At 41.4% G+C, this 24,001-nt stretch carries 21 protein-coding genes, 5 tRNA genes and 1 other annotated feature; of the genes, 23 read left to right on the top strand and 3 right to left on the bottom strand.

The genetic code is table 11. The features are described 5' to 3' along the window. Positions 1–2: 2 nt before the first annotated feature. From ADH02_RS06385 to ADH02_RS06355, 7 genes are all read left to right on the top strand, one after another. A tRNA-Thr gene (locus ADH02_RS06385) sits at positions 3–75 on the top strand. Between the two features lie 13 nt (positions 76–88). After that, a tRNA-Gly gene (locus tag ADH02_RS06380) sits at positions 89–160 on the top strand. Between the two features lie 25 nt (positions 161–185). Then, positions 186–271: transfer RNA gene (locus tag ADH02_RS06375), tRNA-Leu, on the top strand. 18 nt (positions 272–289) lie between these two features. Beyond that, positions 290–363: transfer RNA gene (locus ADH02_RS06370), tRNA-Arg, on the top strand. A gap of 4 nt (positions 364–367) precedes the next feature. Beyond that, a tRNA-Pro gene (locus tag ADH02_RS06365) sits at positions 368–441 on the top strand. Between the two features lie 134 nt (positions 442–575). After that, positions 576–1,043: a CtsR family transcriptional regulator gene (locus ADH02_RS06360; protein ID WP_048783518.1), complete on the top strand. Its 468-nt coding sequence runs from the start codon at positions 576–578 to the stop codon at positions 1,041–1,043. Between the two features lie 19 nt (positions 1,044–1,062). Further along, on the top strand, positions 1,063–3,540 hold the full coding sequence (locus tag ADH02_RS06355) for an ATP-dependent Clp protease ATP-binding subunit (RefSeq protein WP_048783516.1): 2,478 nt from the start codon (positions 1,063–1,065) through the stop codon (positions 3,538–3,540). 49 nt (positions 3,541–3,589) lie between these two features. Here ADH02_RS06355 and ADH02_RS06350 read toward each other — a convergent pair whose 3' ends face one another. Continuing rightward, a complete protein-coding gene (locus tag ADH02_RS06350) occupies positions 3,590–4,447 on the bottom strand; it encodes a helix-turn-helix domain-containing protein (RefSeq protein ID WP_048783515.1) in 858 nt (285 codons plus the stop codon). A 153-nt stretch (positions 4,448–4,600) separates the two neighbouring features. Here ADH02_RS06350 and ADH02_RS06345 point away from each other — a divergent pair, with 153 nt between their 5' ends. Both ADH02_RS06345 and ADH02_RS06340 read left to right on the top strand, forming a co-directional pair. Beyond that, a complete protein-coding gene (locus ADH02_RS06345; protein WP_048783513.1) occupies positions 4,601–5,356 on the top strand; it encodes a hypothetical protein in 756 nt (251 codons plus the stop codon). A gap of 68 nt (positions 5,357–5,424) precedes the next feature. Continuing rightward, positions 5,425–7,164, top strand: a complete 1,740-nt coding sequence (locus ADH02_RS06340) for a M3 family oligoendopeptidase (RefSeq protein WP_048783509.1) — start codon at positions 5,425–5,427, stop codon at positions 7,162–7,164. Between the two features lie 442 nt (positions 7,165–7,606). Here ADH02_RS06340 and ADH02_RS06335 read toward each other — a convergent pair whose 3' ends face one another. Beyond that, complete coding sequence (locus tag ADH02_RS06335) at positions 7,607–7,984, bottom strand: hypothetical protein (protein WP_048783507.1); 378 nt, start codon at positions 7,982–7,984, stop codon at positions 7,607–7,609. Positions 7,985–8,288: 304 nt separating this feature from the next. Between ADH02_RS06335 and ADH02_RS06330 the strand changes: the two genes are divergently transcribed. Continuing rightward, positions 8,289–9,614 carry an aminopeptidase C gene (locus ADH02_RS06330; protein WP_048783505.1) on the top strand — a complete coding sequence of 442 codons (1,326 nt, stop codon included), beginning with the start codon at positions 8,289–8,291 and terminating at the stop codon, positions 9,612–9,614. Positions 9,615–10,296: 682 nt separating this feature from the next. Here the strand turns inward: ADH02_RS06330 and ADH02_RS06325 are convergent. Then, positions 10,297–12,822 carry an ATP-binding cassette domain-containing protein gene (locus ADH02_RS06325; RefSeq protein ID WP_048783503.1) on the bottom strand — a complete coding sequence of 842 codons (2,526 nt, stop codon included), beginning with the start codon at positions 12,820–12,822 and terminating at the stop codon, positions 10,297–10,299. Between the two features lie 160 nt (positions 12,823–12,982). Here ADH02_RS06325 and ADH02_RS06320 point away from each other — a divergent pair, with 160 nt between their 5' ends. From ADH02_RS06320 to ADH02_RS06260, 13 genes are all read left to right on the top strand, one after another. Further along, entirely contained in the window at positions 12,983–13,390 is a 408-nt protein-coding gene (locus ADH02_RS06320) for a cytidine deaminase (protein WP_082161731.1), read from the top strand. Between the two features lie 665 nt (positions 13,391–14,055). After that, positions 14,056–14,742, top strand: a complete 687-nt coding sequence (locus ADH02_RS06315; protein WP_048783500.1) for a helix-turn-helix domain-containing protein — start codon at positions 14,056–14,058, stop codon at positions 14,740–14,742. A gap of 2 nt (positions 14,743–14,744) precedes the next feature. Next, positions 14,745–16,160: a Y-family DNA polymerase gene (locus ADH02_RS06310; RefSeq protein ID WP_048783498.1), complete on the top strand. Its 1,416-nt coding sequence runs from the start codon at positions 14,745–14,747 to the stop codon at positions 16,158–16,160. Continuing rightward, positions 16,157–16,510, top strand: a complete 354-nt coding sequence (locus ADH02_RS06305; RefSeq protein WP_048783496.1) for a hypothetical protein — start codon at positions 16,157–16,159, stop codon at positions 16,508–16,510. Before ADH02_RS06310 ends, ADH02_RS06305 begins: the two co-directional genes overlap by 4 nt. An 86-nt stretch (positions 16,511–16,596) precedes the next feature. After that, the gene (locus ADH02_RS06300) at positions 16,597–16,899 is read left to right on the top strand and encodes a type II toxin-antitoxin system RelB/DinJ family antitoxin (protein ID WP_048783495.1); all 303 of its coding nucleotides are present in this window, start codon (positions 16,597–16,599) and stop codon (positions 16,897–16,899) included. Beyond that, complete coding sequence (locus ADH02_RS06295) at positions 16,900–17,226, top strand: type II toxin-antitoxin system RelE/ParE family toxin (RefSeq protein ID WP_048783493.1); 327 nt, start codon at positions 16,900–16,902, stop codon at positions 17,224–17,226. It begins immediately after the preceding gene. Positions 17,227–17,342: 116 nt separating this feature from the next. Beyond that, positions 17,343–17,418, top strand: a sequence feature (ribosomal protein L21 leader region). A 15-nt stretch (positions 17,419–17,433) separates the two neighbouring features. Beyond that, complete coding sequence (gene rplU / locus ADH02_RS06290; RefSeq protein ID WP_005607264.1) at positions 17,434–17,742, top strand: 50S ribosomal protein L21; 309 nt, start codon at positions 17,434–17,436, stop codon at positions 17,740–17,742. Between the two features lie 5 nt (positions 17,743–17,747). Further along, positions 17,748–18,080, top strand: a complete 333-nt coding sequence (locus tag ADH02_RS06285; RefSeq protein WP_048783492.1) for a ribosomal-processing cysteine protease Prp — start codon at positions 17,748–17,750, stop codon at positions 18,078–18,080. 22 nt (positions 18,081–18,102) lie between these two features. Continuing rightward, the gene (rpmA, locus tag ADH02_RS06280) at positions 18,103–18,393 is read left to right on the top strand and encodes a 50S ribosomal protein L27 (protein ID WP_048713162.1); all 291 of its coding nucleotides are present in this window, start codon (positions 18,103–18,105) and stop codon (positions 18,391–18,393) included. A gap of 278 nt (positions 18,394–18,671) precedes the next feature. Continuing rightward, positions 18,672–19,640: a class I SAM-dependent methyltransferase gene (locus ADH02_RS06275; RefSeq protein WP_048783491.1), complete on the top strand. Its 969-nt coding sequence runs from the start codon at positions 18,672–18,674 to the stop codon at positions 19,638–19,640. A 53-nt stretch (positions 19,641–19,693) separates the two neighbouring features. Further along, positions 19,694–20,881, top strand: a complete 1,188-nt coding sequence (locus ADH02_RS06270; RefSeq protein ID WP_048783490.1) for an acetate/propionate family kinase — start codon at positions 19,694–19,696, stop codon at positions 20,879–20,881. 352 nt (positions 20,882–21,233) lie between these two features. After that, complete coding sequence (locus ADH02_RS06265; RefSeq protein ID WP_048783489.1) at positions 21,234–21,629, top strand: DUF1310 family protein; 396 nt, start codon at positions 21,234–21,236, stop codon at positions 21,627–21,629. A 295-nt stretch (positions 21,630–21,924) separates the two neighbouring features. Next, complete coding sequence (locus ADH02_RS06260; RefSeq protein ID WP_048783488.1) at positions 21,925–23,787, top strand: right-handed parallel beta-helix repeat-containing protein; 1,863 nt, start codon at positions 21,925–21,927, stop codon at positions 23,785–23,787. Positions 23,788–24,001 lie beyond the last annotated feature (214 nt).

Genomic DNA, 24,001 nt, shown 5'->3' with positions numbered 1-24,001 from the left:
TAGCCGGCTTAGCTCAGTTGGTAGAGCATCTGATTTGTAATCAGAGGGTCGAGGGTTCAAGTCCTTTAGCCGGCATTTAAATCAAATTGCGGAAGTAGTTCAGTGGTAGAACACCACCTTGCCAAGGTGGGGGTCGCGGGTTCGAACCCCGTCTTCCGCTTAGCCAATGTAAAACCATAGCCCATGCCGGGGTGGCGGAATTGGCAGACGCACAGGACTTAAAATCCTGCGGTCAGTGATGACCGTGCCGGTTCGACCCCGGCCCTCGGCATTTAATTGAATATAAATTGCACCCATAGCTCAATTGGATAGAGTACTTGACTACGAATCAAGCGGTTACAGGTTCGACTCCTGTTGGGTGCATACTCGGGAATTAGCTCAGCTTGGTAGAGCACTTGGTTTGGGACCAAGGGGTCGTAGGTTCGAATCCTGTATTCCCGATACGTAAACAAATGAGGAAGCTAGACATTGTGTCTAGCTTCTTTTTTTACCAAAAAATGCAAGATGATTGGCAAAAGAAAGTTTCTTTTGTATAATTAAAGTCAAATATAGTCAAGGTAAAAGGAGGAAGATGGATGCAAAATCAAAATCAAAATATGTCGGATTTGATTGAAAGTTACTTGAAGAATGTACTGCATAAGAATGAAACAGTTGAAATCAGACGCAGTGAGATTGCAGACCAATTCAATTGTGTTCCTTCCCAAATTAATTACGTGATTAATACCCGCTTTACGATTCAACAAGGTTATGTCGTTGAAAGTAAACGTGGTGGCGGTGGTTATATCCGCATTATGAAAGTAAATCTCGTGGACGAGATGGATGTCTTAAATGCTTTAGGAGATCTTGTTCCAGAAGAACTTTCAGAGCGCGAAGGCAATCATTTATTACAAAACTTATATGAAAATAAGCTGATCACGAAACGTGAGGCACAAATGATGTCACTCATGATGGAGAAGGATACATTCCCTTCAAACGTGAAGAATGCTGCAGAAGTTCGCAGTAATATGATGAAGAAATTAATCGACAATTTGAAATACCGTTAAAGAAGAAAGGAATAAACGCATGAGTGAAATTTTTACACCAAAAGCAAAGAGTGCGATGGTCTTAGCCGCAAGAGAAGCCATCCTGTTCAAACACCAAGCCGTGGGAACAGAACACTTACTATTAGGATTAATCCTTGAACAAGAAGGCATCGCGGGAAATGTGCTTCGTGCTGCAGGCTTAACTGCGGAAATCGTTCGTTCTGAAATCGAGTCACTCACAGGATACGGCTCAAACCGTAAGCAAATGGATCCGTACTTAATGCCTTATTCACCAAGAGCGAAGAAAGTGATTCTATCGGCTACTGATGAAGCAAAACGCCTCGAAGTACCACAAGTCGGAACAGAGCACTTACTATTAGCATTATTACGTGAAGAAGTATTAGCAACGAAGATTCTTCGTGATAACCAAATCGACCCTCAAGAGTTGATGAAAGAAATCTACGGCAAAATCGGAATTCAACCTTCAAACGCTGCAGGTTCTAAGAGAAAAGCACGCCAAGAGGCTTCCCAAGAAGGAACTCCTACATTAAATAGCTTAGCGCGTGACTTAACTGAATTAGCACGTGAAGGCAAAATCGACCCAGTTGTTGGTCGTGAAGACGAAGTGCGCCGTATTATCCAAATCATCAGCCGTCGTACGAAAAATAATCCTGTCCTCGTTGGGGAACCAGGTGTTGGGAAGACAGCCATTGTTGAAGGCTTAGCACAACGTATGGTGAGCGGAGAAGTTCCAGAAGAAATCGCCGAAAAACGTTTGATGATGTTAGATATGGGTGCGGTTGTTGCGGGAACAAAATACCGTGGTGAGTTCGAGGAGCGCATGAAGAAAATCTTGGATGAAGTATACCGTGAACAAGATGTGATTCTCTTTATCGATGAGTTGCATACCCTTATCGGTGCAGGTGGGGCAGAAGGCTCTATCGACGCTTCAAATATCTTAAAACCAGCGCTTGCTCGTGGTGAAATCCAAGTTATCGGGGCGACTACGCTTGATGAATATCAAAAATATATCGAAAAAGATGCAGCCTTAGAACGTCGTTTTGCCTCTGTTCATGTAAACGAACCTAGCGCAGACGATACGGTTGAAATCTTAAAAGGACTTCGCAAACGTTATGAAGACCATCACCGTGTGGAAATCACAGACGCAGCGATTGAAGCAGCCGTTCAATTATCGGTTCGTTATATTACGTCTCGTAAATTACCAGATAAAGCGATCGACTTGATGGACGAAACAGCTGCAAAAGCCCGTCTAGACCGCAGTGGTAAACACTCTCCGCTTCAAAAACTCGAAGTAGAAGTGGCAGAACTTGCAGTGAAGAAAGACGTAGCGATTCGTGAGCAAAAATTCGAAGAAGCAGCTCGTTTACGCAAAAAAGAACAAGCCAAACGCGACAAGCTTGAAAAACTAGGCAAAAAAGTAGAAGTCGAAGCGAAAAAAGAATTCGTCGCAGCTATCACGGACGAAGATATCGCAGAAGTGGTATCACAATGGACTGGAATTCCATTAAAACAAATGGAGAAAAAAGAAAGCGAACGTCTCGTTCATCTTGAAAAAGAATTGCACCAACGCGTGATTGGACAAGAAGAAGCCGTCTCAGCGGTTGCTCGTTCGATTCGTCGTGCTCGTAGCGGATTGAAAGATCCAAAACGTCCAATCGGTTCATTCTTATTCCTTGGACCTACTGGAGTTGGGAAGACAGAGTTAGCGAAAACATTAGCGGAAGCGATGTTTGGCGACCAAGACGCTCTCATTCGTATCGATATGTCTGAATACATGGAGAAACACGCGGTTAGCCGTTTAGTCGGTTCACCTCCAGGATACGTTGGATTCGATGAAGGCGGACAATTAACGGAGAAGATTCGTAACAAGCCTTACTCTGTGATTCTGTTAGATGAAATCGAAAAAGCCCATCCAGATGTATTTAACATTCTGTTGCAAGTCTTAGACGATGGCCATCTAACGGATTCAAAAGGACGTAAAGTCGACTTCAGAAATACGATTCTTATCATGACATCAAACCTTGGGGCAACGGCTCTTCGAGATGAAAAAGCGGTGGGATTCGGTGCAAAAACCGTACAACATGACCATACGGCAATGGAAAAACGCATCCGCGAAGAGTTGAAGAATGCGTTCCGTCCTGAGCTATTGAACCGAATCGATGAGATTATCGTCTTCCATAAATTGACGAAACCTGAATTACGTCAAATCGTTCAATTGATGACAAAAGACATTAAGACTCGTCTGGCAGAACTCAATATCGAATTGAAATTCACTTCAGGAGTTATCGACCTGATCGCAGAAGAAGGATTCGACCCAGAATACGGGGCGCGTCCAATTCGTCGCGCGATTCAAAAGAAAATCGAAGACCCGCTTAGTGAAGCACTCCTCAGTGGAGAAATTCGCTTCGGTCAAAAAGTGACAATCGGTTCTCAGAAAGGAAAAGTGACAATTAAAGAAACAAAAGTCGCTCCTAAAAAAGAAGCCGTTAAAGCATAAAAATCATAACGAAAATAGCCACTTCTAACTGAATAGAAGTGGCTATTTTTTAATAACTTTGTTTTTGTAAGAGTAGGTGGCCAAGCGTAAGGTCATTCATGTCTTTGACGTTTAGCCCTGTTTGTTCTGCGAAACGGTCAATTCGATACTGTAAGGTGTTGCGGTGTAAGAAGAGTTTTTGGCTGGCCTTTGAGACATTTCCATGAGCGTCCCAGAGAGCTTCAATCAGTTCTTTTACGTCATCTTCGCTTAATAAGAGAATCAACTCGTCAGCAATCGGTGCGATATCGACCAAAGCGTTGGCAATCGCCCATAACATCACTGGCGCAAATTCCAAACTCGAGCGCTTGTGCGAATGCATTAAGTATTCTACGAAGAGCGCTTTTTCGGCTTGATAGAGAAGAGGCACAGGGCTTGACGTTGCCCAGCGGTTTCCGATAAAGAGTTGTAATTCCACTGCAAAGTCATCTTCAATGGCGGATTGCACTTCAAAGAGCGTGCTTGCTAGCGAAGGAGCGACTTCTGGGTTCACGACTAGCGTGTAATGATGGCGGAAGTTTTTGAAGACGGCAAGGGTCCCAACCGTTAAGTTCTCGACGAACTCCAACCAGTCTTTTTCTTGAAAGACGCCTTCTTGCTTAGGAAATACCGCCAAGTGGACGCATTGGATATACGCAGTTGAAGTTGGCAATGCCCCTTTTCCTTCTAAGTACGCTAGCCAAGGATGCGTTGGGATTGAAGATTTTGTCGGTTGTGTATTTAAGGTTTCGATGAGGAATTGTTCGCGCTCAGTTAAGCTCGATTCTAAGAGATAAATCACTTCGCCGTTCAGCGTTACAGGAACCGTGTTTTGACCGTTTTCTCCAAGAAGAGCATCCGGGAACAATTCTTTCCAAGTCTTTTTCATAAGAACTCCTTTTTTGAAAAGTGTTTGCCTCTTAAGTATACACGTTTGACAACTAGGATGAAAGTTAATTAAATGAATTCTTGGAAATAGGATATTCTTGAGAGAAAAAACGTGATAATATTGTACTTGTAAGCAAATTAAAGGGGGATATACATGAGTGAAATTATTTCAGCTCTAATCGGGGCCTTAGTAGCATATTTAGCCTTAACAACAGCATATAGACGTTCATTAGATTTAGAATCAGAATGGAGAAAAACATTATTTAATGCAGCGGGGGCCGAGGAAATATCTATGCAAGAGATTCAATTACTTAGAACTGCTCTTCGTTACAAAAAAAATAACAGCCCTGGAAAATATTCTTTTAAATGGATGACTAATCTTATGATTGATTTTTGCGACTTTATAAGAATTAATGAAGAAACATGGGTAGGCAAAGATGATAAATTGGATTTAGATAAGGAGCTTCAAGAAATTATAAGAATCTTTATTAGATGCGTTTTAAAGTATAATTGGGAAGTTAATGAAAAATTTATTGGTAATTTTTTCAATAATAAAAGAATTGAGGAACAGCATTTTATAAAAGAGTCTTTTGAGTTGGCAAAGGAAGAATTTGAAAAAATTAAGTATAAGTATTCGGAGTTTGATTTCGAAAAATATGAAGATAATAACACAGAAAATATAAACAGTAGTCATCTTAAAGATACCAATAAAAATTTAAAAGGATTGGATAAATTCAAACAATTTTTAGAAAACATTGATCCTATCTGGTTTCCTATTATTTTAACATTAGTCACTGGTTTTAAAACAATTTATGATTTTTTTATAGGTCAAGGTATAAGCGAAACAAACTTTATCTCAGTAATATCCATTATATGTTTATGGTGGTTTATTCGTGAACGTAAAAAGTAATTCAAACTATCTATTTATAAAGAAATTCGGTAGAATAGGACATATAGTCAATATAAGGGGGATACGAAATGTCAACAGAATGGTCATTAAAAGAAATTTACCCTTCATTTGAAAGTGAAGAGTTTCAACGTGACTTTGAACGTTTTTCAAACTTTAGAGAGGTATTCAATGGCTTAACGCTCGAAGATAACTTAGAATCTATCAAAGCGGCAATCGCAGCGCTAGAAGAGTTTAGCGTCTTAAGCAGCCGTCTTGGAAACTACATTAATTTAACATTAACTGCGAACACAACAGACGAAACAGCGAATAAATACCGTACTTTATTCGGTAATGCGTATGCTGCGTTAAACAGTGCGTATACAAAAGTCTACAAATTTATCGGAAGCGTGGAAACAGATATCACTTCCGACGAAAATCTAAAAGACTACGAATTCTACTTTGCAGAAGCAAAACAACAATACAAACATCTATTATCCGATGAATTAGAAGATGTGATTGCGAAATTCTCTATCAGCGGTGGAGACGGTTGGGAACAACTCTTCGAAGCGATGACTTCAGGCGTTGAAGGCGAATTTAAAGGCGAAAAAGTAACGCTTAGCGAAATTCGTAATATGGCGTATGATGCGGATGCAGCGGTTCGTAAAGAAGCGTACGAAACAGAATTGAAGATGTACGATACGATTAAAGAACCAATCGCATTTGCCTTAAACAATATTAAACAACAAGTGCTTACAGAAACAAGCTTACGTGGTTTCGAATCACCACTAGCACAAACATTAGAAGCGTCTCGTATGTCTCGTCAAACATTGGATGCCCTTCTTGAAGCGATTCGCGAATATTTACCACAATTCCGCGCTTACTTGAAACATAAAGCTTCCCTCTTAGGTCATGAAAATGGATTACCATTCTACGACTTATTTGCACCAATCGGAGAAAGCTCACGTCGTTTCACAATCGAAGAGTCTAAAGAATTCTTATTAGAAAACTTCAAAGGCTTCTCACAAGATTTAGCAGATATGACAAAAGAAGCTTACGAAAACAACTACATCGACTTCTTACCACGTAAAGGAAAAGTGGGGGGCGCGTTCTGTAGCAACCTACCATTCATCAAACAATCACGTATCTTAACAAACTTCTCTGGTTCATTAAGCGACGTTGTAACAATTGCGCACGAATTAGGACATGCGTACCACGGTTTACATATCGAAAACCACCGTGTATTAAACCAAGAGTACTCAATGCCTGTTGCGGAAACGGCGTCAACTTTCAACGAAAATATCGTGATGAACACAGTGATTAGCGAAGCAAGCGATGCTGAAAAAGTAGCCTTACTCGAATCACAATTACAAGATACAACACAAATCATCGTGGACATCTACTCACGTTACTTATTCGAATCAGCAGTATTCGAAAACCGTGAAAAGAGCTTCATGTTCTCGAAAGATTTAGAACAATTAATGTTGGATGCGCAAAAAGAAGCATACGGCGACGGATTAGATCCTGACGCAATGCATCCATATATGTGGGCTTGCAAACCGCACTACTACAGCAGCGGCTTAAGCTTCTACAACTTCCCATACGCATTCGGAGGATTGTTCTCTAAAGGTTTATATGCCATCTATCAAGAGCAACCTGAAGGATTCGTTGAGAAATATCAAGAGTTATTGCGTGCGACAACAGTGACTTCTGCGGAAGATACTGCGAAGGTGTTGGGCGTGGATGTGACGGACAGCGCATTTTGGAAGAAAGCACTCGCGCAAGTTGCCGATAACATCGAGCAGTTCATTGCTTTAACTCCGGTAAAATAAAACAGAATATCTGACAGATTCATCCATCTTTCGATGGGATGGATAAACCTTCGAGCATCAGTTTGATGATTGAAAGAGTCATAGTGGAGTACCGGCTCGTGCCTGTAGTCACTCACCTTTGAAGCCTCAAAGAGGGAGTAAGGAATCAATTCCTAACTCCCTCTTATTCGTTTCAATACGATTTCCCACTATTCTTTCAATCAACTGATGCTCTTTTTGTTTATCCATCACTCCCTACGATTGGAGCAGCAAGATATTCTGTTTTATTTCCCTTTTTTTTGATAAACTGCTGCGATGTTATCGGCAATGCTTAGGAAGGGAGCGGCAGGAGTGTGGTGCTGAACATTATGTAACTGGAAAAGGGATGGAGTAATAAAACATGCCCTACTACTGTAAGGCATGTTGTTTGATGATTGTGATTTTGTTGTAAGAAAATTGTACTTTATTTTTTTGAGAGGATTCTTATTGAAATTAGTATTCCTATGACAAAAGCAAATGAAAAGATACTTGTTTCGAGGTGTGATAGAAATAAAATTTGTATTGGTTTTGCGTAACCAAAGTAGAGAAGTGTCAAAAGAATAATGGGGATGCAATATGTTGTAGCAGTCACAATACCGCTTCTAAGGATTTTAGCTCTTGTTACAATCGTGATTACTAAAGTTGTCCATATGATATTTGAGAAGAATAAAAATCCAATTCCCCATAAGGCGTTAGGAGAGAGCCTTTGTATGTCATGAGTGAGCATATGAACTCCATAAACATTGAAGAAAGGAAGCAAGAAAAAGCTGAATAGAATTACTACTGCAAAAATTTTTTTCATTGTTAGATCCTCCTTTAAATATATTGATAATCACTTGTTTTCAAGATAATATCTTCAACTTTATTTTACTATTTTCAAGAGAGATAAACAATAAAATGTGTAGAAATTCACATATAATGGTTAAAAATTAAGGTTTCGCATTGGCGGTGTGTGCTGAGTGAGGGGGAGGAACGGCAGAAGTGTGATGATTTTGGAGGGAGTGGGGCAAAATAGGCTTTTTTATTGGATTTAACCGATTTTTTATATTGCATATAGGGGGAAAGAGGAGTACCATTAGAGTATCAACCTTAAAGGAGATGAAGTGATGTTTACGTTAACAAAGGAATTGACGAAACAATATAAAGAAAGTTTTCAAAGTAAGCCAGAGCGTATCGTGGCGCAAAATGCTGCGGTGAAGAATGGCTTGAAAGGATCTAGTGAGACGGTCGCTTCCGTTGTGGAAAATCAGCCGGTGTATTCGATTGATTTGGAACACGGAAAAGTAGCCAACCAAAAGGCTTCTGGTCGTTGCTGGATGTTTGCGGCGCTCAATACATTCCGCCACAGACTCTTTAATAACTTCAAGCTCGAAGAATTTGAACTCTCACAAAGTTATACATTTTTCTGGGATAAATACGAAAAGGCCAATTATTTCCATGAAAATATTTTAAAGACAGCGGGCGAACCTGTGACAAGCCGCAATGTAGCCTTTCTATTACAAACGCCTCAACAAGACGGTGGGCAATGGGATATGATTGTGTCACTGTTCAAAAAATATGGGGTTGTACCAAAGAGTGTGATGCCGGAAAGTTTTTCAAGCTCGGCTTCAAGCGATTTGAACAAATACTTAAATAAAAAACTTCGCCAAGACGCAAAAGTGCTTCGTGACTTAGTGGCACGTGGAGCTAGCGAAGAGGAAATCAACGAAACGCGTAAACAATTAATGCAAGAAGTGTACGACTTACTTAGCGTGACTCTTGGAACTCCGCCAGAAACATTCGACTTCGAATATCGTGATAAAGACAAGGAATTCCACCGTCACTTGAATTTGACGCCACAAAGCTTCTTCGAACAATTCGTGGGCTTGAACTTGGACGATTACGTGTCTATCATCAACTCACCAACAACGGACAAACCATTCAACCGTTCATACACTGTTGACATGCTTGGAAATGTCGTTGGAAACCAAGTACGCTACTTGAACCTAGACATGGCAACGTTCAAAGAATTAGCGATTCGTCAATTAGACCAAGGGGAATCTGTCTGGTTCGGTTGCGATGTTGGTCAATCTTCAAACCGCAGCAATGGTCGTCTTGCGCTCAATAACTTCGACCTTAAAGGCTTAACTGGAATCGACTATTCACTAACGAAGGGCGAACGTCTTGAATACGGCGATAGCTTAATGACACACGCGATGGTATTAACAGGGGTGAACCTTGTCGATGGTAAACCTAATCGCTGGAAAGTGGAAAATAGTTGGGGCGAAGAATCTGGGGTTGAAGGGTTCTGGATGATGAGCGATGCGTGGATGGATGAGTATACGTACCAAATCGTTGTCAGAAAAGAGTTTCTTACAAAAGAGCAACTCGACGCTTTCAACAGCGAGCCAATTGTGTTAGCGCCATGGGATCCAATGGGTTCTTTAGCGTAATCTTGTAAAAAAACAAAATAAGTCCTCTGGACATCTTCATAGTGGTGACAGTAAAGGCACCGGATTGAGCCGAAGTCTCAATTCCTAGCAAGCTTCAAACCGAGGGTAAGTGATGAATCACGAACCCTCGGTAATTCACATTGCTTGCACTTCTTTACTGTTCCCACTATAGAGTCCAGAGGATTTTTGTTTTTTTAGTTTAGGTAATAGAATCCTTGCATCCTAGAGCTAACTCATTGGTTGTGAAAGGGTAGAATTTGTATAAATAAACTGCAACAGTTCCACTATCAACATCTTCAGATGTATTAATAGTGGTAAATGTAAGGATACCACCTGGAGCCTGTAGTCTCCAGGTTCCCAAGCTTCAAACAGCTGCTAGGAAATAAATTTCTTAGCAGCTGTAATTCACATGGGGTATTTGTCCTTACAAATACCACTATATAATCTGAAGATGTTTTTCGTTCCACTGAACGAGTTTGGTATTCAATTCTGTCCTTACGCTGACCTTGGTGCTAATACAATTGGTTGTGAAAAGTCGAGTTGTCTTTTGCTTTTTAGGCTAGAAGGGTGCAGGGACGGGGAGCGAAATTAACATATATATTAATTAACAAAGATGTTAATTGAGGCAATAAAAAAGGTGGGTAAAGGCCTGGGCCCTTATCCACCTTTTGAAGTTTAGTTATTATTCGCTGCGGAGCGATTCGACTGGGTCTTTCTTCGCGGCGATGCGTGAAGGGATGAGTCCAGCTAACATGGTTAATACAATCGAGATACCAATAAGGATAAGCGCTGCTTCCCATGGTAATTGCGCCACGTTTTCCACGTTTGTCATTTTCGCAACGACGGCATTGATTGGAAGTGTCGCAAGGAGCGTAATGGCGATACCGAGCACACCGGAGATAAATCCTTCGATGGCTGTTTCGGCGGTGAAGATGCGACGGATGTCTTTCTTCGAAGCCCCCATTGCACGTAAGATTCCGATTTCTTTTGTACGTTCGAGAACCGAGATGTACGTGATGATCGCAATCATAATCGATGATACGATGAGCGAGATGGCAACAAAACCAACGAGTACGGTTGTAATCACGCCCACCATTGTCGTAATCGAAGACATGATGGTTTGAATATCGTCGGAGTAGGCGAGCACTTTGTCGTCTTCGCCGGCGTCTTTTTTCGCTGTGTTATAGGCGTTGATGAAGTCCTTCAACTCTTGTTTTTGTTGGAACGAAGAGGTATAGAACTCGATGGCAGCTGGTTTGGATTTGTCGATGACACCTAGTTTTGCGAGGTTTTCCTCGTAAGTGGCAGCCGAATTTTCGTTGTATTGTTGGATGTATTGCGCTTGTTGTTCAGGCGTCAATTTGACCAACTGGATTTTTTCTTCTTCGGTTAAATCAGCCGAATTGAATGGTTTTGGATCTTTGGCAAATGCTTTTCCAGTAAATACATTAATGGTTGGGTTGGCTTCTTGCTCTTTTACGATGTCACTGTTTTGAATTTGCTCAGAAGTGTAATCGATCAGGGCGCTTGTATAAGCCACACCGCCAGAAGGAGAGTTCACACCAGAACTGGTGCCTTCTTTTTGACGAAGAATGCCAACGATTGTAAGCTCGAGGCCATTCTCGATTTGCGTCTTCATGTAGGCTTCGTCATCAATTTTATTCATCCATTGGTTGTTTTCTTTCACGAAACGGTTCGTGTTCACAACGGCTTTGAATGTTTTTCCGATGAAATCACTATATTGATACGTTTGTGATTTAAGTTCGTCTAGTTTCTTCACATCGTTTAATTCGCTAGGGTCTTTGATGCGTAAGCTATAAAGGAGCAGGTCGCTAATTTGGTTATCTTCATCGACGATAAGGACGATTTCAGATTTATCCTTTGGAAGGCGACCTTCTAGCACGTCATATTGCGCGTTCAGCATCTCCTCGTCGCTTGAAAGTTGGCTCCAATAGTCGATATTTTGCAAGTAGCCTTTAATCGTTTGGTTCGCCGTATCGACTTCGCTTGCTAGGTTTGACGGAAGAATGCTCTTTGGACCGTTTGATGTGTCGCTAGCGTAAATATACGGTTGCAGGTTGTATTGGTAACGAATGTCTTTTGTCAGTTTTGCGACTTCGGATGCGTGTTCGTCCAAGTAAGCCTTGAAGGACGCGATGTCGTTTTTCCCAATTTGTTTTTTCAATAAATTCGTCAACACTGTATTGACACCGAGCTCGTTATTGTCTTTATAAGGCTTATCGCTTAAATCCGGAGAGGTCGCTAGCAGGTTACTGTGGTTCTGCTCGCTAATCGTTAGTGGAAGAGAGACGAGGGTGTCTTCTTGCACCTTCTTCACGTAGTCGCTCACACCGTTTGAGAGGGCTAAAATAAGGGCAATCCCGATAATCCCGATGGAACCGGCAAAGGCAGTCAAGAAGGTACGGCCTTTCTTCGTCAATAGGTTGTTAAACGAAAGGGCCAGCGCCGTCATAAAGCTCCTCTTCGTCTTCGTAAACTGAATGTCGCCTTGTTTGGTTTCTTCGGTTGGATCGTATGGATTCGAGTCGCTCAAGATGTTTCCATCTAATACTTGTACGATACGAGTGGAGTACGTCTTTGCCAGCTCTGGGTTATGTGTCACCATGATGACCAGACGTTCCTTGGCGATGTCTTTTAATAAATCCATGATTTGAATAGAAGTCTCAGAATCGAGCGCTCCTGTAGGTTCGTCGGCTAAAACGACTTTTGGATCATTGACAAGGGCACGCGCAATCGCAATCCGTTGCATTTGTCCCCCAGACATTTGGTTTGGTTTCTTATATAAATGGTCTTTCAACCCAACGCGTTCGAGCGCTTCGATGGCACGTTTCTTGCGTTCCGCTTTGGAAACCCCAGAGAGGGTCATTGCAATCTCGACGTTTGAGAGTGCCGTTTGGTGACCGATAAGATTATACGACTGGAAGACGAACCCAATCGTGTGGTTTCTGTAACTATCCCAATCGCGGTCTTTAAATTGCTTTGTTGATTTTCCTTGGATGAGTAAATCACCCGATGTGTATTGGTCGAGTCCACCGATGATATTTAATAGGGTAGTTTTCCCTGAACCCGATTGCCCGAGAATCGAGACAAACTCATTTTCACGGAAGCGAATCGAGATATCTTTCAACGCGTGAAACTCTTGATTTCCCGTATGATACACTTTTGAAATATGTTGTAGCTGTAGCATCGTTTAGCTCCTTTCACTAATGAACCTAGTGTACCACAGTTGCAGGGCGATGACATAGGACCGGGGGCGGAATTTTAGTAAAAAGTTGGCAGGGAGAAATGTTGAAACTCCCTATAAAATCTGTATAATAGGTATACAACACAAAAAAGGAGTACAACCCATGACAACAATTGATAAAGTGGCTCTGATGGAGCAAGCGAAAGAAGTTTTAAAGAATGCTTACTGTCCGTATTCAAAATTCCCTGTAGGAGCTGCGGTTTTATATAAAGATGGCCGTGTGATTACGGGAGCGAATATTGAAAATGTATCGTTTGGGGTAACCAACTGTGCAGAACGTAGCGCGATTTTCTACGGAGCTTCACAAGGCTATCGTAAAGGCGATATTTTAGCGATTGCCGTTGCGGGGGAAACAGAAGGATTCTTACCACCATGTAACATTTGTCGTCAAGTGATGGTTGAGTTCTGCGGACCAGATACTCCTGTATTCTTATTGAATGGAAAAGGCGAAATTCTAGAATTACGTCTAGAAGAATTAGTTCCTTATTCATTCGTTAGCTTAGAAATGTAATGAATTTTAGAAGAAATGAAGCAGCCAGTCGTTGTTTCGTTTCTTCTTTTTTGTCCAAAAAAATTAAAAAATAAAATCGACGAGTTTCGCTGGATCTATTCCGAAAACTGAATTTTTAGGATATAATCGCCTGAATTTCTAGTTATAGAAGGATATAAAAGTTATTCAGCTGGTTTATCGAACGGCAGTCAGCAAACAAGCAATCGATTGGCTAGAGATCCATTTGTACAAGGATCTCTATAAAATGAGGGACGCACTTATACAAAATTTGTTTGATTTACAGCGTGTTGAAATGAGTTCTTTGTATAAAATTTTCTCGCGCGATTTTTGCATGAAAAAAAGTAAAATGTAACATATATGCTACACTTCAAAAAAATGATACCTTCAAATCCTAGCGGATTTGGCCATAAAGGCTGTAATGGGGCACCAACTTGAGCCAAAGTCTCAAGTTCTACCAAGCTTCAAACTGACTCTACGGGAATTCCCTAGAGTCAGTAATTCACTTTGGTTGCCATCCCCCATTACTGCTATTATGGCATCCGCTGGATTCTTCGGTATCATTTTTTTATTTGATTGACGACCAGTCTTTCTACTTGCAAGTGGGGAGGGACTGTTTTATACTGAAGTCAACCAAATAGGTTTACATGTTTTTCAGGAGGTGTACGATGTATCAACCAGAGAAATTAAAAGAAAGAAGAGTGGCGCAGGGTCTCACGCAACAAGAGCTCGCTAATGCACTGGGTGTCTCTAAGCAGGCTTATTCTGCCTGGGAGCGTGGAGTGAAGGTGCCAGCGTCCGATAAAGTAGAACAGCTGGAGAAGCTTCTATCCGTGCCAAAGGGATATTTTACAGAAATAGAAATTGTACGACTATACCATACGCTCACGCCGCCAAACCAAGAGAAGGCGGTACGCTATGTCCGCGCGCTTGCAACCGAGGAACAAACGCCGAAAGTGGTACCGATGAAGAAGAAACTAGTCGCGTATCATGTGTACGAGAAGATGTCGGCCGGGATTGGGGCGACGATTTACAACGACCGAGACTACGATACGGTTTACTACGATGAAGAGTTGGCGCATGATTTTGCGTCATGGGTATCGGGGGACTCGATGGAACCACGCTACCATAATGGATCGGTGGCGCTCATTCGTGAGACGGGATTCGATTATGATGGAGCGGTCTACGCGGTGGTATGGAACGGTCAGACGTTTATTAAGCGCGTATACCGTGAAAAGGACGGGTTGCGTTTAGTATCGTTCAACCCAGACTATGCGGACTTATTTGCTCCGTATGAGGAAGAACCACGAGTGGTAGGAATGATTGTTGGAAACTTTATGCCGTTGGAGGGATAAAGATGGGCTGCTTTGACTATTCGAAGGAACCGAGAAGCGACATTGCCTTTGTGGACATGAAGTCCTTTTACGCGAGTGTGGAATGTGTCGCCAGAGGCCTGCATCCGTTGAAGACGTCGCTATGCGTGATGAGTCGTGCGGATAATTCGGCGGGGTTGATTTTAGCGTCCTCCCCAACGTTTAAGAAGGTCTTCGGAAAATCCAATGTCGGTCGTGCCTATGAGTTGCCCTTCGATGTCAAAACGCGTCGTTTTAGTTATGCCAATGCACGTCGACAAGGAATCGAAGTAACGCCGCAATATGTGCGCTTTATCGAAAATTGGGCGAAGGTGACGCATATCGTGCCGCCTCGGATGGACGAGTATATTAAGGTGAACATGCAAATTCAACGCGTGTTTCAAAACTTCGGTGGACCAGAGGATATTTTTCCGTATTCGATTGATGAAGGCTTTATCGATTTAACGTCGTCACTGAATTATTTTGTACCGAATGATGCCTTGTCTAGACGTGAAAAGCTCGACCGTGTGTCTGCGGATATTCAACGGGCGATTTGGAAGGAGACGGGGATTTACTCGACGGTTGGAATGTCGAACGCGAATCCTCTCTTGGCCAAATTAGCGCTTGATAATGAGGCGAAGAAGATTCCGCATATGCGTGCGAACTGGTCGTATGAAGATGTCGAAGAGAAGGTCTGGGGAATTCCAGAGATGACAGACTTCTGGGGAATTGGCTCGCGGATGGAGAAGCGGTTGAATGCGCTCGGGATTTATTCGATTCGGGAACTGGCTAATGCCAATCCTGACCGATTGAAACAAGCGCTTGGCGTCGTGGGGCTCGATTTATGGTTTCACGCGAATGGCATCGATGAGAGCAATGTGCATGTGCCGTACCGTCCGAAATCAAGAGGACTCGGGAACTCGCAGGTGCTTCCGCGCAACTATGTTCGCCAACGCGATATCGAAATCGTGCTTCGCGAGATGGCGGAGCAGGTGGCGATTCGAATGCGCAGGATTAAGAAGAAGGCGACGGTTGTTTCGATTCATGTAGGCTACTCCAAGGACGAGGGCTTGTCATCGATACAGGCGCAGCGCAAGATTGACCCGACGAATCGAACTTCTGTGTTATCGGAAGTCGTCTTGGAACTCTTTCGTAAGAAATACAAAGGAGGTGCGGTGCGTAATGTGTCGGTGCGGTATTCCGGATTTGTCGAAGAAAGCTTTGGACTCATTTCACTATTCGAAGATATTGAAGCAGTTGAGAAAGAAGAAAGGCTCCAGACGGCGATTGATACGGTCCGCGACCAATACGGATTCACCTCGCTTTTAAAAGGGAACGCTCTGGAAGGTGGTTCGCGCGTGGTGGCTAGAAGTCAGTTAGTCGGAGGACATTCCGCTGGAGGATTAGACGGTTTGAAATAATGGAAAGAGCGTATTTGCCGTATCGCTCGGCAAGAGAGCATAAGGATCGCGGCATGGCGAAGTGGATGGGATTTTTCCTGTCTGAACATACGACGTCCCTAAAGGATGAACGTAAGCGCGAGGACCAGACGAGTCTGCTGACGGTGGAAGAGAAATGGATGCTGCTGTCGCAACTGTATGTCGGCAAGTTGCAAGCCAGCATTACGGTGCCGTATCGGATGATGCGACAAACGCTCATTGGCGAAGTGAGTGAATTATACGAGAGCGAAATCTCGCTAAAAACAGAAGAAGGCTACCGGCGCATTGCAGTGGAAGATATCTTGCAAATTCAGTTGGTGGAAGGTTTTTGAAATGTGTTGCAATTGTATCGCGAATGTGTTGTTTTCTAGTGTTATTTCTTTTATAATTATGGTACTAGAATAACAGAGGTGAGACTATGGCGAATATGAAAACCGCAAGTGTGAATGTAAGAATACAAGAAGATATCAAAAAGCAAGCAGAGGAAATTCTAGATCAATTAGGACTTCCAAGAGCAGTAGCGATAGATATGTTTTATAGACAGATTATCCTAAACAAAGGTATTCCTTTTGAGTTAGTTATTCCAACTGCACCGAAATCACGTGAAGAACTCACAAAAGAAGAATTCGACAAGATGATGAAATTAGCTGTTGAACAAGTAGAAAAAGGACAAACAACACCGGTAGAAGAGGTTTTTGAGGAACTATATCGAGGTATGTAAATGGAACATTATAGGATAGAGATTTCTGATTTAGCTAAGGCACAGTTAGTTGAAATTAGAGATTATATAGCTAAAGAGTTATATTCTCCAGCAACTGCCAGAAAGACGCTACATTTATTGGAAAAGAATATCCTTTCTCTTTCTAAATTACCCCATCGACATGAAAAAGTGGAGGATAAGGAATGGGGAAATAAAGGGATTAGGAAGTATCAGGTGAAGAACTTTCTCGTTTATTATTCTATTCATGAAGAAAGTCGAGTTGTTGCGATTCTGGGTATTATGTATGCTAAAAGGAATCCAGCTTATTTATTGAAAAAGTTACAGTAAATGAACACTCAAAACACGGTTTGTGAGTGCGCATTTACTGAACGTCCCCCGTTATTCACTAGAGTTGACGGGGGCGTTCTTTTTTGCTAAAATAGTCGTGTTGTAATTGTGAAGCACCACAGCTACAACCGCTCGGATTAGAGTACAAAAGACCGGAATCGGCACTTTAAACTGGCGAGTCTTAGTCTAAAATATAGGAGGTGCAATATGTACGCAATCGTAAAAACTGGTGGAAAACAAGTTAAAGTTGAAGTTGGTCAAGCAATCTACGTTGAAAAATTAAACGCAGAAGCTGGCGACAAAGTAACTTTCGAAGAAGTAGTATTTGTAGGTGGAGATGACGTTAAAGTTGGTGCTCCATTCGTAGCAGGTGCAACTGTTGAAGGAACTGTTGAAAAACAAGGCCGTCAAAAGAAAGTTGTAACTTTCAAATACAAACGTCGTAAAGACTCACACCGTAAACAAGGTCACCGTCAACCTTATACAAAAGTTGTTATTGACGCAATCAACGCTTAATCACGATGATTCAAGTGACTGTACACAAAAAGAACCAACGTATCGTTTCCTTTGAAATGACTGGTCATGCAAACTTTAGTGAACATGGTTCAGATATTGTTTGCGCAGGGGTATCGGCTTTAGCCATTACAACTGTGAACAGCATTGAGAAGTTAGCGGGATACCAACCGATTGTCGAAGTCGACGAGGTTGAGGGTGGTTACTTATATATGGAAGTTGTAGAAGACTTGACTCAAGAGCAAGAACATACAACTCAAATTTTATTAAATAGTCTATTACTAGGGTTAGAAGATATTCAATCGGAATATCAAGACTTTCTAGCTGTAACTGTTGCATAATCAATCAAGGAGGTGCACAACTATGTTAAAAGTGAATTTACAATTATTCGCCCATAAAAAAGGGGGCGGTTCTACATCAAACGGACGTGACTCACAAGCGAAACGTCTAGGTGCTAAACGTGCTGACGGACAATTCGTTTCAGGTGGTTCAATTTTATACCGTCAACGTGGAACAAAAATCCATCCAGGTGAAAACGTAGGTAGAGGTGGAGACGATACTTTATTTGCTAAAGTAGACGGAATTGTACGTTTCGAACGTAAAGGCCGTGACAAAAAACAAGTATCTGTATATCCAGTAATCGCTGCTGAATAATATTGAGTAGGATGTGACATTCAGTCACATCCTTTTTTTTAGGGAATTTGAGAGGTGACAAAACTACTGCGAACTTTTCAGATGTCTCTATAATTGCTATACTAGCTGTATCGGAGGAAGTTATGCGTGGCTATTATAGAATCTGAACGTTCTGCGTAGTTTTGTTAGCAAAAAATATGAATGAATCTATTTCATATTATTCAAAGCTCAAAAACTCTTAAAAAATAGAAGGAGGGATTCTTATCGAAGCAGGTAAAGAAATCAAAGCGTTCGAAGAATTGGCAAAAGCTGTAGAGGTGCTTCAAAAAGAAATCGGTTATTCGAATGTAGAGGCGCTAGGTGAGACGTTACAAAATATCGTGGGCAACAACACTGCGCAACAAGTCGAAGGATTGCCAAGTAACGAAGTCGCTGAAGAATTAAACAAAGCGTATAAACAATTAGATTTAACAAGCTATTCGAGTGAAGAGATTCGCCGAATGATTCAATTCACGTTCTTAAAAGCCGCTAAGGAAGATGGCTTACAAATGAACCATCAAATGACGCCGGATGCTATCGGCTTACTCGTGGCGTATATGATCGACCAAATGACGAAGAAAGATGAGCCACTGCAAATTGCGGACTTTGCGGCAGGTAGCGGGAACTTGCTCAGCACGATTCTGTTATTCTTACAATCTGCTGGCAAAACTGTAAGTGCAACAGCCATCGATAATGATGAAGTGCTTGTTCACTTAGCCTTACAAGCTTTCGCGTTACAACAGTTGGATGTGAAGACTTCCTTACAAGATGGCTTGCAAGATTCACTCGTGGATCCGCAAGACTTCGTAGTGAGTGATTTACCAGTCGGCTACTATCCAGTGGATGCGAATGCCGCTCGTTTTGAAACGAAAAACGACGAAGGGCATTCATTCGCGCATCACTTACTCATCGAGCAACAAGTGCGTTACTTGAAAGAGGCAGGAGTTGGATTCTTTATCGTTCCAACGAACCTTTTTGATACACCTGAAGGAGAGAAGTTGCTTTCTTATTTACAAAAAGAAACATACGTGCAAGCTATGTTGGCATTTCCACGCAATCTCTTCAAAGATGTGCAATTTAGCAAGTCGCTTTTAATCGTTCAAAAACGTGGAAAAGGCGCTAAACAAGTGAGTCAAGTGCTCCTTGGAGATATCCCAGAATTTAAGAACAGAGAAAAATTCAGAAAATTCACTCTAACATTCGAAAAATGGGTACAAGAAATGTTATAATAAATCTGTTAGACCCACTAATGGGCTTAATTTGAAATTAAAGGAGAATGTGCATGTCAAAATCAATCGCGATTAATGCAGGAAGTTCAAGCTTGAAGTTCCAATTATTTAATATGCCACAAGAAGAAGTAGTGGCTAAAGGTTTAGTAGAACGTATTGGATTAGGTGATTCAATCTTCTCAATCAGCTATGGAGACGACCAAAAATTTGAAGTGGTAGAAGATATTCCAAACCACGAAGTTGCGGTAGAAAAATTATTAGAACAATTAGTAGCTTTAAACATTATTTCTTCATTCGACGAAATCACTGGTGTTGGTCACCGTGTCGTTGCTGGTGGGGAATTATTCAAAGATTCAGCTTTAGTTGATGACACTGTTATCCAACAAGTTGAAGACTTAGCAGAATTTGCACCATTACACAACAAAGCTGAAGCGGTAGGAATGCGCGCATTCAAACACATCTTACCAGACATTACAAGTGTTGCTGTATTCGATACTTCATTCCATACAACAATGCCTAAAAAAGCTTACTTATACAGCATTCCAATGGAATACTACAAAAACTTCAAAGCTCGTAAATACGGAGCTCACGGAACAAGCCACCGCTACGTTTCACGCCGCGCTGCTGAAATGTTAGGTAAACCAATCGAAGAATTAAAAATCATCACTTGCCACTTAGGTAACGGTGCTTCAATCACTGCAGTTGATGGCGGTAAATCAGTAGATACTTCTATGGGATTCACTCCATTAGCAGGGGTTACAATGGGTACTCGTTCTGGTGATATCGATGCTTCATTAGTAGCATTCTTAATGAACAAATTAAACATTACAGATGTTAACGAAATGGTTGACATCTTAAATAAAAAATCAGGTTTATTAGGCCTTTCAGGTGTATCAAGCGACATGCGTGACGTTGAAGCTGCAAGTGCAACAAACGAAGATGCTAAAGTTGCAGTAGAAATCTTCGTTGACCGCGTTCAAAAATACATTGGACAATATGTTGCTGTTATGAACGGTGTGGACGCTATCGTCTTCACTGCTGGTATCGGTGAAAACTCTAAGACAATTCGTGCTCGTATCATCGACGGTTTAACTTGGTTCGGTTGCGATATCGATCCTGAGCGTAACGATACTCGTTCAGAAGCTATCATTTCTTCTGAAGGTGCGAAAGTGACTGTATTAAACATCCCAACTAACGAAGAGGTTGAAATCGCGCGCGATATCGAACGTTTACGCAAATAATAATACAAACCGAAGGTTTGAAGAGAAACTTCTAAATCCTTGGATTTGTTTATAGTAGTGATTGTAGGAGACCGGCTCGAGCCTGTAGTCTCTCACCTATCGAATTCAAAGAGCCCCATGGCGGAACATCCGCTGTGGGGCTCTATTTCATTTCGATTCTTATTCCCTACTATCACTACTATAAAATCCAAGGTTTATCCGTTTCTCTTCAAAGGAGCAGATTATTGCGTAAATCCTCCTCAGTGAGTACGTGACAAGTGCTTTGGGATGTGGGGTAAATTTTTGGAGGTAGAGTACGTGACACAAGTCATGATATACTATAAAAAACGCTTTGTTAGAAAGTGGGAGTCTGATGAACATAACAAGAAAAATAATAAAGGGATTTGTTGCTCTATTAATTCTTATTGGTTTAGGGTTAGGTGGAATAAAAATCATGCAACAAGTTCAGTATAATGAAATGGTCAGCACGGTCAAAAGTGAAGAAGTGAAAAATATTATTGAACATAATTTAAAGCTAAGACATGAAGGTGCTTTAGAGAATGGTGATGTCATTCAATCCTATCAAATCGATGTTGATTCTATTGAACATAGTCCAATGGGAGGAATCATCTTTAAAGTGTACATTAATAATGATGAACAGTTATACGTTCATTTCTTAATAAATAAAGACTTAAATAGTGGTCAATTAGTTAACGAGGGTGGTGGGACTTCTCAGAAATTCAGAGAATTGATTACCGCTGATAAGTAAGTTTTCATTTTTACAGCTGGAGCATTTGAAACCAAAAAGAGTATTATTCATCGTTATTGATGAGTGATGCTCTTTTTTATTCGTAAATGCGTTTTTAGGAATAACCATTGAAAAATTCGAAACTATATAGATTTCCTTCTAGATTATGTGGAATTAGAATTTTCATGGAAAGAAACGGGTTCATACATTTGAAATTTTTTTAAAGGCGGGGAAGGATTTCTAAAAAGGGGTTTGGAATTTTCCATAAAAAGCAATTCGAGCTTCAAAGTCCATTCTTAAAATAGAAGTGTGAAGAATGAATCGAATGGAGATGAAAATCATTATGGTTTCAAACGGAAAAAAGAAATTCTTACTAGCGGCTGTGCTCGTTGGGCTTAGTGCTGCAACGCTCGCGCCTACAAATGTGGTAAACGCGGATGAGATTTACTACGAAAATCAATATGGAGCCAATCAAAACTATCTTCGCTATGAAGCGGTGGACGGTCAGTTGAAGGATGCGGAAATTGTCAACAACCGTACATTTGATGAATTGGCGTATGAAGCTTCTGATAACTCGTACGTAAAAGTCGATAATAAAGGAACTGTGACGTTCACGGCGAAGGAAGGCGCAGATGGATTAACGATGCGCTATTCCATTAAAGATGGAGACAAAGGGGAAGTCAAGGTTTATGTGAATGGCAATCTAATGCGCACTTTCCACTTGGATTCGAGCTCTGCCTATCAATATGTGGATGGAAGTAATGTCTACGATACAAAGGCGACGGGTCATAGTCATGCTCGCTTTAGTTTTGACGAAGTGCATGGATTCTTCGGGGTCCACGTGAATCCTGGAGACACAGTGACGATTGAAAATAATGGCGTTGAATTGGCGCTGGATTTTGTGGAATTAGAAAATGTACCTGCACCTATTCCTCAACCAGAAAATAGTATTTCAATCACAGATTCAGCGTATGGTGCCAAAGATGGGCAAGATAGTACAGTTGCGTTTGAAAAAGCGCTAAAAGCAGCGATTGAACAAAAGAAAACTCTCTATATTCCAGTGGGGGAGTTCAAAATTAACAAAAAGATTGATTTTACTGCTGACGGCTTAACGGTTACAGGAGCAGGAATGTGGTATTCGAAATTGAATTTCACAACGAATGCAAAAGGACAAGGCGGATTCGAGATTGGCCACGATTCTAACCGATTGACGTTTAGCAACTTTGCGATGACATCAGCCTTAACGTCACGTTATGACCATTTAGATGATAAGGCTCAATACAAAGCTTTTGCGGGAAGCTTTGGTAAGGATTCAAGAATCGACCATATGTGGATTGAACACTTTGAATGTGGAGCTTGGATTGGCGACTATGCCTCAATAGGTATGAGATACACGGATCATTTGGTGATTGAAAATAGCCGTATCCGCAATAACTTAGCGGACGGGGTGAACTTCACGCAAGGAACTCGTAATTCTGTAGTGCGTAACTCGAATATCCGTAACAATGGGGATGACTCGCTAGCGACATTCTCAAGTAGTATCCACACGAATGTATATGCGGAGAATAATTCGTTTGAACATAACACGATTGAACTTGGTTGGAGAGCTGGTGGTGTTGGTATCTTCGGCGGGAAAAATCATAAAGTAACGAATAACTTGATTAAAGATAGCCGTGGTGGCGCTGGAATTCGTGTATCAACGGTCTTTGCGAAAGATGGAGAAGGCCTTGGCTTCAAAGACAATAACGAGATTTTAATCAAGGATAACATGATTGTAAATTCAGGAACGACGAATGATTTCTATTGGGATCATCCAAAACCTCGTAGTAACATTGACTTTGAAGAAACATTTGGACCTATTAAAGGCATTACGGTTCAAAACAATGTCTTCGTGAACCCGGTGTATACGGCTGAAGCGATTACGCATGCCGGTGTGGAATTAGATGGAAAAGTAAAAATCATTGATTCGAACGTTCAAGGCAATACCTCTTCGGATCCTTATAAGGTAGATGCAAGTATGAGCCATTCTGTTGAAAACGGAAAAGAAGTGTATAACTTTACGTACGGTGATCAACCAACTTTCCTTCCAGAAAACAGCACGGCGTTTGAGCGTGACTACAACTATCGTGGCGAACGCGAAGTGGACGGCCACATCATCCGTCTGTGGGAGCACAAATAAATATTGAAGAAAAAAGCATTGCTGGCTTTCCGGGACTGACCCCAAAAAGTGAGAATTTAATAAAAAGACACCTCCATGTGCATTTGATTATATTGTGTCAAATCCAACTTGGAGGTGTTTTTATTTAGTTCTCATTTACGGGGGTCAGTGCCAAAAAACACTTGACTTAATTAATGAAAAGGGTCATACTATGTTCAATCGAATACTTGAATGA

Source organism: Streptococcus sp. 263_SSPC (genome assembly GCF_001071995.1).
Lineage (GTDB): Bacteria > Bacillota > Bacilli > Lactobacillales > Aerococcaceae > Granulicatella.
Note: the sequence above shows the minus strand (reverse complement) of the source record. Positions and strands in the feature narration are given on the sequence as shown.